Raw genomic sequence first — 12,839 nt, forward strand, 5'->3', positions numbered from 1 at the left:
GACTCATAGCAACTAGTCCAGTCATCTGATGTCCTCCATAAGCCTGAAAGCCCACCTAATAGTAGGTACAGGCGTATGGAACCGGACATTTCTAAATTGCTAAAACCGGACATTATTGTATTGCGTCTACAACCATGATTCGCATAAGGTATATTATGTTAAATAAAGTATCGTGCGGTTTTGGTTAAGCGGTAAGTCCTAGGGAGTCCTCTTCTGTTTGGTCTCCGCTCGCGTCGACGCTACGGCGTTCTCTTTCTTGGCGCGCTCTATGATTTGTTCGGCTTTAGAACGTACGGGTGTTCTTCCATCGGCAAATTCGTCCAGCCGGTCACTCTGGCTAGCACTGTCTCTCATAGCGCCTGATGTAGTCTTCGGCGTATCCTGCTTGCCGGTAACACGGCGCTCGACGAAAAAGTAATACCCTAATGCAGCTGCCAGCCAGACCAGCCACTTGCCGTAAAACGCAGCATCGATAAGATGTGGTCGATCTGTTTCTGCGCCAAACGCTCGCAACTCCGACGATACCAGTGCTGCCAGGCCAACTGCGATCAGCGCGATCAGCATGCCGCGTAAGCGAGGCTTCAACCATCGCCAGACAGTGAGGAAAAGTGCGCTTCTAACCAAAAATTGCAGCATTAGACATGCCCGATGGTTAAAGCAGCAATGATGCCGACCAAGCTTCTGGTCAGTAATTTGTGGCGTTCGTCTTTTTCAGCCTCGGCTATCAGAGCTTCAAGGTCATCTTTGTGCAGGGACTCAAATTCAATGCCCTGTTCTGACAAATTGGCGCGTACGCTGCGAATAGCCCGCTGACGAATTAGGTTCTTGGATTTGTCGAGAAGCTTCTGCTTTGCGTTGCTTAACATACGGCACTCCATCGGGCTCAATTACGATCATACTACTGATATGTCGAACCAGCACTCCACACCACACTTTGAGACCGCGACAAGTACCTATTTACGCCTGTGGCATTGAAAGCCACACTGATGCTTTTGGTGCATTGAATCAGTGATCTCATGACTGTTAAACCCAGGCTTAAAGAGCGGGGAGCCAGCGGCATCGAGTACGGCTTGCTACTGGGGTTGATCTCTGTGGCGATGCTGGTTGCGCTCACGGGTGTTGGGGTCAGCCTGGATTCTACGTTCACGACGATTTGTCAGGGTTTTGGGGGATGTTCTCCTTAAATCTGCCACCGCTCATCACGGGTTTTATGCGCCAGCCCAAGTTTCTCCAGCTTGCCCAGAGCATCATCGATCTCAAAATCGAGACGACATTGCCATCTATCCGCGAACCAGTGTTCAATTTTCTCGTCTAGTTGTTGAGCGCTCATTGCCTGCCCTTCAGCCAGTAGAAAGTAGTACGCCAGCAAGCTTTCTTTGCACTCGGATTCTTCCGCATCGTCCAGTATTCGGTAGATGACCCCGGCATTATTGTCGAGAAGCTTGAAATAGAGGTTTCGGGTCAGTGTCTGGGTAAATCGTAGTTTGCGGTTGCGAAAACTGGAAAATTGCTTCCACAAATAGCCGCCCAAGGCGCCTAAGCCAGCCAAAAGTGCAAGGATTGAATTACGATCCAGGGTTACTGGCTCCTGTTTCCAGCCCAACCAGAAACCCAGTAGCGATCCGAGCAAAAGCAGTGTTGCGCCCAGTTTTGTCGACAACACCACCCCGCCGCTCACTAGCGCTGGAATGCCGATTAGCAATTTGTCCCGAATCCGCATGCCAATGCGGGTGTTTGGAAACAGCATTTCCAAATCGGCTTCTGGCACATCCTTGAACAACTTGAGCATCGTCGCGCCTGGCCTGCAGCCACCAAGCGTGCTCTGCTCGTCTATGGTTTCCTTAAATCGGATAAAGAGCACAACACGATCAAAATTTCGGAAATTGACGGTACGTGAGAAAAATCCCAGTGGGCCATTAATGCGTTCGGAGCGTTCACTGACACCGCGTGTGTACAACAACACTTCGTCAAAGTCTTCCAAATTGACGTACAGACGGATGTTGAACAGAGAAGCAGATTCAAACGCACGGTTAAGTTCAGTTTCGGTGACGCGCTCATAGTTGCCGCGTATCAGCACCTGTTCCAGCAACGCCGCCAGTTGATCGTCGTCAACAGCTTCTACGCCACTACGGCGGGTATCCACGTCGGGATCTACCGTCGTGTAGGCATCTTTCAAGGCCTGCTTGATCTGATGAAATCCCTGCTGAAAATTCGCTTCAATGGTTGCTGCGGTGCGTCTAAATTCGTCGAGTTGCGCGGGCGTCAAAGCGCCCTCGTCCAGGCACATTGCGACAATATCCCGCCGCCGAAAAGGAATGAACCTCAGTAGTGGTAATTCGACGGCTGCTGTCAAGGCGGGCGAGGTAATCATCAGAAAGCAAAGCGCAAACCAGCAGACAGCGCGCTGGGGTCATTGCCAGGCGTCGTAGCCAATTCATCACCGTGGGTTCCGTCCACACCCTGATAGGCTGCATTTCGATCATTGTCGGTTTGGGTATAGACCACGTAGCTTTTCAGTGATGGTGCAAGCATTTTTTCTAAGCCGAACGACAGTTTCAACGCGCCCGAATCTGAAACACCCGCAAAATCTGCGGCTTCCATCACTTGCACGATCCAGTTAAAACCACCCTGTTTCCAACCCACGTTGACCGCGACCGCATTGCGATCCAGAAGACCATGGCCACCGACATCCAGATCGTGTCGCACACGTTCCAGGATCAGGTTAGCCGTTAGACGGCCCTCGCGATGCTGCAGCCCCAGTCGGGTCGCGTCTATCGTACCGCCAGCCAGTTCGGTGTAGTGATCGTGGGCAAGCGTCGCAGATTGTGAATCGCCCTGCCATGTCAGACTGCCACCGAGTAATTTACGATCGTTATTGTCAGCGCTGCCTGCTGAACGCTGCGAATCCGCAGAATATTGCAGCGCCCATAACCAGCGACCTGAGTTCGTGTCGCGTTCGTCACGCCACATCAGCATGTTTTCAGCGCGCCGATCAAGTAGATTCCCGACGCCACTGGCGGCGCCAATAATCGCACCCCGATCGGCTATTGTGTCGTTGAGCAGGCTGTACTGGGTGCCGACCAATTTAAAGAGAGTGTCATAGCGACCGGCTAACAGCTCACCATAGCGGCCACGAATACCGAGAAAACTGTTGCGGGATGTCAGTGAATCGCCATTGCTGCCATCCAGGTTAATGGTTTGTTCCAATTGATACAAAACTGTCAACTCTGGTGACCGCATCTGTTCGCCACGGATGCCAACTCGTGAAATATTGCTGGACACACTCAACTCTCCATCAGTCAGTGCGTCGTTCCCGTTTTGTTTGGCTACGGCTCGGCTGACATCTGAATCCAGATAATCCAGCGACACATGCATAACACCGTAAAACTCCAGTTGCTTGCCAACCACTTCGATGGCATGGCTGCCGGAAGAGGTCATGCCAAGGGCCAAGCTGAAGCCGAGGGCCGTAAGGCCATGTCTGGACATAGGGTTGATCCTTTTAACGCGCAGCACAATCTGGTTAAGGGCTGGCTTGTTGTAGGGTGGCAGATGCTGCATCATAGGTGTTTGTTTTTTCACATGATAAGCGTGTAGCCGCGCCTTTGGGAATGCCTAAATACCAGTATATTTTAGCGGCCCTGTTGTGTTGGGGTTCCCACGCAGCCGCAGACACCGTGCGCGTGGCCGTCGCGTCAAATTTTGCCGCGCCAATGAATGCTCTGGCTGCGGCGTATGAAGCCCAATCCGGCCATCAGTTGCTAATATCGTCGGCCTCTTCCGGCAAGTTTTTTGCCCAGATCCGCCAGGGTGCCCCCTACCATCTGTTTTTTTCCGCTGATCAGGACAAGCCTCTGGCATTGGAGCAGATGCAGTTAACGGCAAGTGGTACGCGATCTACATACGCTCACGGCACACTGGCGCTATGGTCACGTTTTGCGGCGCCCACGGCAACCACATTACAGAGCTTGGCCCAAAACCCGACGCAAAAAGTGGCGCTGGCGAACCCTAAATTTGCGCCTTACGGGATGGCTGCAAAACAGGTGTTGCAGCATCTGGGCCTTGATCACACGCGCGCGCAGTGGGTGCTCGGTGAAAATGTGGCGCAGAGTTACCAGTTTGCCTACAGCGGCAACGTCGCTTTTGGTTTTGTCAGCTATTCCCAAGTAAAGTCAGGAAATGGCTTTTACTGGCTGCCACCCAAGGATTGGTACACTCCGATTCGGCAGGATGTGGTGTTACTGAAAACGGCTCAGAATAATCCTGCGGCACGGGGTTTCCTCGCCTATATTCAAACGCCACCGGCGCGTGAGATCATCCAATTCTGGGGCTACGAGGTGCCAGATAACTGATGCCGTTTCTGACTGATACAGACCTGCAAACCCTCTGGCTGACTTTACAACTAGCCACCACGGTTACCCTGATATTGTTGATTATCGGAACGCCAATTGCCTGGTGGCTGGCGTGCACCCGGTCCTGGCTGAAAGGACCGGTCGCTACTATTATTGCGATGCCCCTCGTATTGCCCCCGACAGTACTTGGTTTCTACTTATTACTCGCGATGGGCCCACAGGGCCCTATCGGCGCTTTCACTCAGTCGTTTGGTTTGGGCACCCTGCCCTTTTCCTTTACAGGCCTTGTTGTCGCCTCGGTGATCTATTCCATGCCTTTTGTGGTGCAGCCGTTACAAAACACCATGGAAGCCATCGGTCGTCGCCCCATTGAAGTGGCAGCCACCTTGGGTGCCGGCCCCAGGGATCGCTTTTTCAGTGTGGTATTGCCCCTATCGCGCCCGGGTTTTATTACGGCGGCAATTTTGGGCTTTGCTCACACGGTCGGCGAGTTCGGGGTGGTCTTAATGATTGGCGGTAGTATTCCCGGTGAAACCAGGCTGGTGTCAGTGCAAATTTACGATCATGTTGAAGCGCTGCAATACCCACAAGCCCATGCACTGGCTGCGGTCATGATTGGCTTTGCCTTTTTTACCTTACTGGCGCTATATGCCTTCCAGCGGCGGCATCCGGGCTCCGGATACAAGGTGGGCATATGAGTATTCAGCTTCGCTATTGCAAGCGTTTTAGCGCGCGCGACGAAGGGTTTACGCTGGATGTCGATTTGTCTGTACCGAGTAAGGGCGTCACTGCATTCTTCGGCCATTCCGGGAGTGGTAAAACCACCCTGCTGCGCTGCATTGCCGGGCTGGAAGAGCCTGACCTCGCACAGTTGAATGTGAACGGGCAGAATTGGCAGGCGCAGCCCGCACATCGTCGTGATATTGGGTACGTGTTTCAGGAGGCCAGTCTCTTCCCCCATCTCAGTGCCCAGCGTAATCTCGACTATGCAATCAAACGCAGCAGTAAAGCCGCTGACCCGGCTTTGTTCACCCGTGTCATAGACATACTCGGTATTGGTGGGCTGTTGGCGCGCTTCCCGGACAAGCTCTCCGGGGGTGAACGCCAGCGCGTAGCCATTGCCCGGGCACTGTTGCGATCTCCCCAGTTACTATTGATGGACGAACCGCTGGCTTCGCTTGATCAGGCCCGAAAGCAGGAAATCCTGCCTTACCTGGAGAATATTCACACCCAATTCGATATCCCTATTTTCTACGTGAGTCACGCAATAGATGAGGTCGCTCGTTTGGCAGATCACGTAGTGGTGCTACATCAGGGAAGTGTTAGCGCACAGGGTGAGGTTAAACGTGTATTTGCGCGCACCGACCTGCCACTTCATATCGGCGATGAAACTGGTGTTATTCTGCTGGGAACAGTGGTTGAGCGCGATACCCGCTGGCGCCTCAAACGAGTAGTCTTTGACGGCGGTGAACTATGGCTCCGCGACAGCGGCGACGCGATTGGTCGATCGGTTCGGGTGCGGGTACTGGCGCGGGACATCAGCCTGGCTCTCTCGGTTGACGACAACACCAGTATTCTCAATCGCTTGGCAACGACAGTTACCGACATTATTGACGATGAGGACGAGGCGATGGCCCTTATCCGGCTTGCTGTTGGCTCCTCTTCCCTGCTGGCCCGCGTGACGCGACGTTCGGTAGCCCAGCTGGGGTTACAGCCCGGCATGCCCGTATGGGCCCAGATTAAGTCTGCCGCCATGATTCGCTAACTCAAGCTTTAGCTGCATTGGCCGATATCATGTGAGAGCCCTTGTGATATAGCTTTTGCATGAATATCGACAAATCGCTGTACGTGCCGACAGCACATCAGAACCCTCCGACAGCCGTTGACGTGCGGCGCACCATTCCTGTGGTGAAAGTGGGGGCAATTCTTGATGTGCTGGTAGCTCGGCAGCACAATCGCAACAATTACAGCCTTCAGGTTGGCAAGGATACCTTGCAGGCCACCAGTGAACGGCCGCTGCCGGTCGGTAGCCGCCAAGTGTTGAAGGTATTGAACGTAGATACTCAAGGGCGTCTGACTACACAGGTACTGTCGCCCACGGAAAGCCGTATAGCCCAGGCTTTACTGGCAAAAACCGCGGTTGCGCAGTCACTGACACAGCTGTATCAGAACTTGCCACAAGCAGCGCGACCGGCCGCTGGTTTGCCCCCCTCGGTACAGCAGTGGGCGGCAAGGCTGCTGGCGGCAACACCCACCCGCAATGATGTTGTGCAACCTGATAAGTTAGCTCAGGCGCTGCGCAACAGTGGCGTTTTTCTGGAGGCTTCGTTGGCGCGCGGCAGCGCAGCTCCTGCACAAGATACAAAATCGCTGCTGTTGAACCTGCTGAATCAATTACTCAAAGCATCCCCAGCCCGCCCTGGTGCTCCACTACCCCAGACCTACGCGCCGTCGTCAAAACCCGCGGTTTCTTCTCAGACAACACCAGCAGCGACATCAACACCAAATACCCCCCTTCGAGGGCAACCCCAAAGCATCACCCCTGCGCCGCAGAGCACAGCGCCACAGAACACGGCACCGGCGAGGACGAGCATAGAGCTACCGGTATTCCCCAGCCCTGGCTCGTCTGTGTCTGCTAGTTCGGCGCGCCCATCAACTTACGGAGTACCCGCCACACCAACGGCTGCACACGCTCTTACCCCGCCAGCCCTCAGCCCGCAAACGGCGTTGCCGCAAAATCTGCAAGCCACCACGTATCAACAGGCTGCGCACAACCGTCGCGGCGAATTGGCGCAAGCCGCAAACTATCAGGAATCCGCGCCGTCGTTATTGCGCGTTGTCGAAGCTGGATTGGCGAGGCTTGAAAGCCAGCAACTCGTCGCAGCCCAAGGCAGGGAAAACCAACAGTTAATGTGGTTGCTCGAGTTACCCGTGCGCAATGGTCAGGAAATCGACGTCTGGCAGTTTTACTTACGGCGCGAAGAGCGATCGACCAGACAAGCCAGTGAACAAAATGAAGTTCACTGGCGGGTATCGCTCAACGTTGCCTTGGGTGCCCTCGGCGAATTGGCAGTAGAAGTAGACTACGCGGCCAGTGAAACGCAACTGGTGTTCTACAGTAAAAACCCCGATATCCTCGCTCTTATACAGCAACGTCAGGACGACCTTGTTACACGGTTGAACACTCTCGGCGTCGAGCAAACCCGTGTGGAGACGCATTTTGGGGAGTTGCCGGAAGCATCACGCCCACCACAATACCAGCCAGCACTGGATGCACGCGCATGACTCAGGAAGATGACAAGAGCCTCGAGTCTCAACAGGCTGCCGCCCTGTCTTACGACGGCTACGGTTCACCGCGTGTGGTCGCCAAAGGAGAAGCCGAACTGGCGCAGGAGATTCTTCGTATTGCCCATGAAAATGGTGTGCCGATACGCAAGGACCAGGCACTTACCGCTCTGCTGTCACAGGTGGATATCGGAACGGAAATCCCTCCCCTACTCTATGTGGCGGTGGCAGAAGCGCTGGCCTTTGCCTACAGCCTTCAGGACGAACTGCGCTGGGTGGACGAAAAACCGGGGTCGTAACGAGTATTATTTAGCCAGTATCGAGTTTACGAGACTATCGAACAAAAAACTCACGTTACGAACCCTGTTTTAGGCTGGGGCGTTTTGGCTATAGAGGCTAGCGATGAGCTTGGCTTCGCTGGGGCTAACCCCGGCGCGCGATGCCAGATCCGAATCATCTTGTCCGCGAATGGCGATGGCAATGGCATCGTCTACGCGCTGTTTGCGTTGGTGGGTGTTTTCGGCCAGACGTTGTTGCCGATTGTTGAGACGATCCACGTAGGCTTCAAGTGTCCCGAGTCGTTCGCGCAATAGGCTCATTTCTTCCTGTTGCGCCGATACCAGACGTGACATGGCGCGCAACTTCACGGTATCTTCCAGCGCCGTCAGACGATTACAGTCTCGGCGTTGCTTGTAAAAGTAGAGGCAAAATGCGGTGACCAGAAGACCGCCAACAATGGCAAACAGGCTGCTCGGCGGCATACTGCCCAAGGTTGAAATCGCACTTTCCAACGGTTCATAGTTCACGGTAATGTCCTCCTGCGGTCAGGGCTGGGTCCAGTCAGTCATGCGGCTTTTAAGTCGCATGATGGCCTGACCGTGTATTTGGCAGACTCTGGATTCGGATACATCCAGCACCAGGCCAATTTCTTTGAGATTTAATCCGGTGTCGTAATACAGTGACAACACCAGCTTTTCTTTGTCGGGCAAACTGCTGATTTGCTGCGCCAGCGCGTTTTGAAAGTCGTCGGCGAGGACTTCATTGATCATGGCGTCGCGGTCGCCGGTCTCGCCCAGAAACTCACCATCGTCATCACTCACCTGCTCCAGACTGCATAGCTGAATCGAACTGGCGTCCTGTACCAGTTGGTGATATTCATCGAGCCTAATATTCAACTCGGCGGCCACATCGGCACTGGCGGCCTCGCGTCCGGTGCGGTTTTCAACGCGTCGTATTGCATCAGTAAGCTGTCGTAATTGCTTGGAAAGCGAACGCGGTACCCAGCCGGTACTGCGCAGATGATCGATCATCGCGCCCCGAATACGCAGTCCGGCATAAGTTTCAAAACTGGCCCCACCATCGCTGCGAAAAGAGCTGGCAGCTTCCAGTATCCCAATCATGCCCGCCTGAATCAGATCATCCACGTCGACACTGTCGGGCAGTTTGAGAACAAGGTGATAAGCAATGCGCTTCACCAGGTCTGAATGCTTCAGCACAAGGGCGTCGCGATCGCCATGCTGTACTGCGGTATAGGTTGCGTATCCTGCTACCATCATATGGAGATGTCCGTCAGCCACTCATACGATCAACAAAAAATTCAACGTGCCCACCGGGTTGCGCTGGCGTGGGCCAGGCAGTCACCGTGTCTGCGAAGCGCTTAAAGCCCTTTGCTGCAGGTGATGACGGGAAAGCCTGCGAGACGCATTGCTGTTTTCCCACTGCTTTTGAGACACAGGCATCATCGGGAATATAGCCCGCGTAATTCAGCTGAATATTCAGAAAACGGCTTGCTGTTTCGGCCAGACGGTTAAATCCTGCGCGGGCCTGGGTTTCGCTGTTAACGCGGTTACGTAGCACCTGAAACCGGGTGATTCCGGCGTCTTTATTCAGAACTTTTATTAACGCGTAGGCATCCGCCATCGACGTGGGTTCGTCCGAGCAAACTACCGTGACATGATGGCTGGCGCGGCTGAAAGTGACGACGCTGTCAGAAATACCGGCAGCGGTGTCCACAATCATTACATCAAAGTCCTGATCGAGTTCACTCAATGCCATGACAATACCGGCGTGTTGTGTATTTGCCATGTCAGCCATAGATTTTTTACCTGACGCCGCAGGGATGACAGTAAAACCACCCGGAGCTTCCAGCAAAATATCTTTGAGACTGCAGTTGCCATCGATAACATCGGAAAGGTTCCGCTTGGGCTTCAGGTTCAGCAATATGTCTACGTTTGCCAGCCCCAAGTCGGCGTCGAGCAAGAGAACTTTCTTTCCGGCTCTCGCCAATTGCCAGGCTAGATTCACTGATACGTTGGTTTTGCCGACGCCACCTTTGCCACTGGCAACCGCAACAACTTTCACTGTACTCACGCTACAACTCCTGTTCGGTCGTACACTTCGCGATCATCCGAGGGCTTGCGGCGATTAAAATCACGGCCCAGTCGCCAAGCATGGCTGATCAGTGCCTTTGCCTCAGCACATTGAATATCTTCAGGTACCCGTGGGCCATCGCTGTACCATACCGCCGGCAAACGGCTTTGGATGAGCACCGAAAGCAAGGCACCTAGCCTAACGGCCTGATCGAGGTTGGTCGCGACTACGCCGTTGAGCGGCATCTGCCGAAATCGTTCAACAATTTCCCGCTGTACATGATGTTCCCGATCGGCTGGCAGTGTCAGAAATACGTCGATGTCCGGTAATACCGCAAACAGATCGTGTAATTGCGCCAGACCGCGGTCGTCGCGTATTCCCACACCGGCGGTATCAATCAGCAGATATTTCTTGTGGTTGAGCATTTTGATCAGTTCAGCAGCTTCGGTTGCGGTCGACGCGGCATGCACTGGAACCTGGAATATATTGCCGTAGATTCGCAGTTGTTCTTCTGCGGCGATGCGATGGGTATCGGTAGTGATCAACGCGATGTCATTGCGATAGCCGCGACGGACAAAATCTGCGGCAATTTTTGCGATCGTCGTGGTTTTGCCTGCGCCGGGCGGGCCAACGAGCGCTGTGACACCTTCACCAGGTGTCGGTAGCGTGCGAATGGCCTTGCGTAACAGGCTGTGCATCAGCTCCTGCTGCAGGTCACCCGACTCATTTTCAGGAAGACGTTTGATCAGCGCAGACGCGATATGTGGTTCGATATCGAGCGTTTTCAGAAATTCAATGGCCTGGCGCCCTGACGGATTTTTGGCAGACTCTGATATCCACTGGGTACCCCGCGCGGTCTGCTCAAGTCCGGTGCGCGTTTTCGCCAGTTCACCTTGCAGACGCCGACGTGCGTCGTCACTGTTTTGTTGGTGCGTAGGTACAACTAACCGTGGCTGTGCAGGGGCGGTTGCAACGGCTTCCACGCCAACCACTAGCTCAACGCCGTCGTTAACGCGACGGCAAGACAGCAGCGTCACGTCGTTGCCTAGCGACTCTTTGACCTTGCGCATGGCCTGGGTGCTGTCTGCGCCTATAAATGTGTGCACTTTCATTGTCTTTACTCAGCCTGTTCAGCGGTTAATGCACTCTGGTGACTAACAGTTGAAACCAGTCGCACCTGTTTGCTGTCGGGAACTTCGTTGTAGGAGAGCACATGCAGATTGGGCAGGCTTCTCCTGATAAAGCGCGACAGCCATTGTCTCAGTGGTGGGGCGACCAGTATTACTGATGGCTGACCCGAGGCTTCTTGGGTATTGGCAAAGCCCGCCAGGTCTTCCTGTAGTCGTTGGGCCAAGCCCGGCTCAAGACCACCACCACTTCCACGTAGAGCATCCTGCAATATGTGTTCCAGATCAGCATCCAAAGCGGCGACTGGAAGTTCGTCCGATAAGCCATTGATTTCCTGAACAATCATTCGCCCAAGCGCAATGCGAACACCTTCCAAAAGTTCGTCAGGTTCCTTGGTTTTTGGCGCTTGCTCCGCCAAAGATTCGGCAATCAGGCGAATGCTGCGAATGGAAACCCCCTCTTTGAGCAGGTTCTGCAGCACGCGCACAACCACACTCAATGGCAGTTGTTTGGGTACAAGGTTCTCGACCAATTTCGGGTCGGTATTGGCCAGTCGCTCCAGTAATTGCTGTACTTCTTCGTGGCCAAGCAACTCATGTGCATGGTTCTTCACCACCTGGCTCAGGTGAGTGGCCATGACGGTACTCGGGTCAACCACGGTATAGCCCATGGTTTGGGCTTGATCGCGTTGCGAGGATTCAATCCAGATTGCATCCATACCAAAGGCAGGATCTTTAGTCGGAGTACCCCGCAGTGTTCCCTGAGCGCCTCCGGGATTAATGGCCAGCTCCATGCCGGGCTGTACTTCGCCTGCGGCGATGGTGTCTCCCAGCAGCGTGATGCGGTAGGCCGTAGGATTTAGTTCCAGGTTATCTTTGATGTGAACTTGCTGAATCAGGAAGCCGAGCTCCTTGGAGAGTTTCTTTCGCACACCAGTTATGCGGTTGATCAGCTCACCGCCCTGCTGCCGATCGACCAGTGGGATCAGGCGATACCCGACCTCAAGTCCCACCACATCAAGATTCGTCACGTCGTCCCAGTTCAATTCGGGTATCGGTGCTTTGCTACCTTTTTCAATAGCAGCGTCGGCGTCTTCTTCAACCAGCTCCGGTTCGCTGCGACGTTGCTTTTCCATCATGCGCGCGAGCGCAAAACAGACTGCCGCCAACATAAGAAACACGAAATTCGGCATGCCTGGAATAACACCCAGAATGGTCAGCACCGCGCCCGCCATCACTAACACATGGGTGTTGGCGAGCATTTGGCCGCGCAGCTGCTGCCCCATATTCTGGGATCGGGATATACGGGTCACGATGATGGCAACGGCTGTGGACAACAACAGCGCCGGTATTTGCGCTACCAGACCATCACCAATGGTCAGCAGTACATAATTTTCTGTGGCCTGGGAAAGGCTTAGGTCATGTTGAAACACACCGATACTCAGCCCACCAATCACATTGATGAACAGGATGACAATACCCGCAACGGCATCGCCACGAACAAACTTGCTAGCACCGTCCATGGCACCGTAAAAGTCAGATTCCGTGCGGATTTCTTCGCGTCGCTCGCGGGCCTCGTCGGCGGTAAGCAGGCCCGCGTTCAAATCCGAGTCGATCGCCAACAGTTTTCCGGGCAAGGCGTCAAGGGTAAAACTCGCGGTCACTTACGAAACCCCGCCACCGCCATTTGTAACCACCACAAAGTTGA

Annotated in this window: 15 protein-coding genes; 6 read left to right on the top strand and 9 right to left on the bottom strand. The window is 54.1% G+C overall.

Annotation, left to right across the window (positions count from 1 at the left end):
• Positions 1-198: 198 nt before the first annotated feature.
• Both AC222A_RS17205 and AC222A_RS17210 read right to left on the bottom strand, forming a co-directional pair.
• Entirely contained in the window at positions 199-585 is a 387-nt protein-coding gene (locus tag AC222A_RS17205) for a hypothetical protein (protein WP_486775325.1), read from the bottom strand.
• 50 nt (positions 586-635) lie between these two features.
• Positions 636-866 carry a hypothetical protein gene (locus tag AC222A_RS17210; protein WP_372760010.1) on the bottom strand — a complete coding sequence of 77 codons (231 nt, stop codon included), beginning with the start codon at positions 864-866 and terminating at the stop codon, positions 636-638.
• A gap of 150 nt (positions 867-1,016) precedes the next feature.
• Here AC222A_RS17210 and AC222A_RS17215 point away from each other — a divergent pair, with 150 nt between their 5' ends.
• Entirely contained in the window at positions 1,017-1,184 is a 168-nt protein-coding gene (locus AC222A_RS17215) for a Flp family type IVb pilin (protein ID WP_372760012.1), read from the top strand.
• Here AC222A_RS17215 and AC222A_RS17220 read toward each other — a convergent pair.
• Both AC222A_RS17220 and AC222A_RS17225 read right to left on the bottom strand, forming a co-directional pair.
• The gene (locus AC222A_RS17220) at positions 1,181-2,287 is read right to left on the bottom strand and encodes a TMEM143 family protein (RefSeq protein WP_486775326.1); all 1,107 of its coding nucleotides are present in this window, start codon (positions 2,285-2,287) and stop codon (positions 1,181-1,183) included. The genes AC222A_RS17215 and AC222A_RS17220 overlap by 4 nt on opposite strands.
• A gap of 83 nt (positions 2,288-2,370) precedes the next feature.
• Complete coding sequence (locus tag AC222A_RS17225; RefSeq protein WP_486775327.1) at positions 2,371-3,561, bottom strand: porin; 1,191 nt, start codon at positions 3,559-3,561, stop codon at positions 2,371-2,373.
• Positions 3,562-3,674: 113 nt separating this feature from the next.
• Between AC222A_RS17225 and modA the strand changes: the two genes are divergently transcribed.
• Genes modA through AC222A_RS17250 form a run of 5 tightly spaced genes read left to right on the top strand, consistent with a single transcriptional unit; the run spans position 3,675 to position 7,933 of the window.
• Positions 3,675-4,349 (top strand): molybdate ABC transporter substrate-binding protein, encoded by a 675-nt coding sequence (gene modA, locus AC222A_RS17230; protein WP_372783565.1) that lies wholly within the window; start codon positions 3,675-3,677, stop codon positions 4,347-4,349.
• Positions 4,349-5,047: a molybdate ABC transporter permease subunit gene (gene modB / locus AC222A_RS17235; protein ID WP_486775328.1), complete on the top strand. Its 699-nt coding sequence runs from the start codon at positions 4,349-4,351 to the stop codon at positions 5,045-5,047. Before modA ends, modB begins: the two co-directional genes overlap by 1 nt.
• Positions 5,044-6,114 (top strand): molybdenum ABC transporter ATP-binding protein, encoded by a 1,071-nt coding sequence (gene modC, locus AC222A_RS17240; RefSeq protein WP_486775329.1) that lies wholly within the window; start codon positions 5,044-5,046, stop codon positions 6,112-6,114. Before modB ends, modC begins: the two co-directional genes overlap by 4 nt.
• A gap of 59 nt (positions 6,115-6,173) precedes the next feature.
• Positions 6,174-7,634: a flagellar hook-length control protein FliK gene (locus AC222A_RS17245; protein ID WP_372750272.1), complete on the top strand. Its 1,461-nt coding sequence runs from the start codon at positions 6,174-6,176 to the stop codon at positions 7,632-7,634.
• Entirely contained in the window at positions 7,631-7,933 is a 303-nt protein-coding gene (locus tag AC222A_RS17250; RefSeq protein WP_372750273.1) for an EscU/YscU/HrcU family type III secretion system export apparatus switch protein, read from the top strand. The genes AC222A_RS17245 and AC222A_RS17250 overlap by 4 nt, the downstream gene beginning before the upstream one ends.
• Before the next feature lie 69 nt (positions 7,934-8,002).
• On the opposite strand, the gene AC222A_RS17255 is transcribed toward AC222A_RS17250, so the two are convergent.
• From AC222A_RS17255 to AC222A_RS17275, 5 genes are read right to left on the bottom strand one after another with little or no spacing between them, the layout of a single operon-like run.
• A complete protein-coding gene (locus AC222A_RS17255) occupies positions 8,003-8,440 on the bottom strand; it encodes a hypothetical protein (protein ID WP_372759335.1) in 438 nt (145 codons plus the stop codon).
• 18 nt (positions 8,441-8,458) lie between these two features.
• Positions 8,459-9,190 (bottom strand): RNA polymerase sigma factor FliA, encoded by a 732-nt coding sequence (locus AC222A_RS17260; protein WP_372759336.1) that lies wholly within the window; start codon positions 9,188-9,190, stop codon positions 8,459-8,461.
• A gap of 13 nt (positions 9,191-9,203) precedes the next feature.
• Positions 9,204-10,004: a MinD/ParA family protein gene (locus AC222A_RS17265; RefSeq protein WP_372759707.1), complete on the bottom strand. Its 801-nt coding sequence runs from the start codon at positions 10,002-10,004 to the stop codon at positions 9,204-9,206.
• Positions 10,001-11,116: a flagellar biosynthesis GTPase FlhF gene (gene flhF / locus AC222A_RS17270; RefSeq protein ID WP_372750675.1), complete on the bottom strand. Its 1,116-nt coding sequence runs from the start codon at positions 11,114-11,116 to the stop codon at positions 10,001-10,003. The genes AC222A_RS17265 and flhF overlap by 4 nt, the downstream gene beginning before the upstream one ends.
• Positions 11,117-11,121: 5 nt before the next feature.
• Entirely contained in the window at positions 11,122-12,795 is a 1,674-nt protein-coding gene (locus AC222A_RS17275) for a flagellar biosynthesis protein FlhA (RefSeq protein WP_486775330.1), read from the bottom strand.
• Positions 12,796-12,839 lie beyond the last annotated feature (44 nt).

The organism is Litorivivens sp. (genome assembly GCF_057445395.1).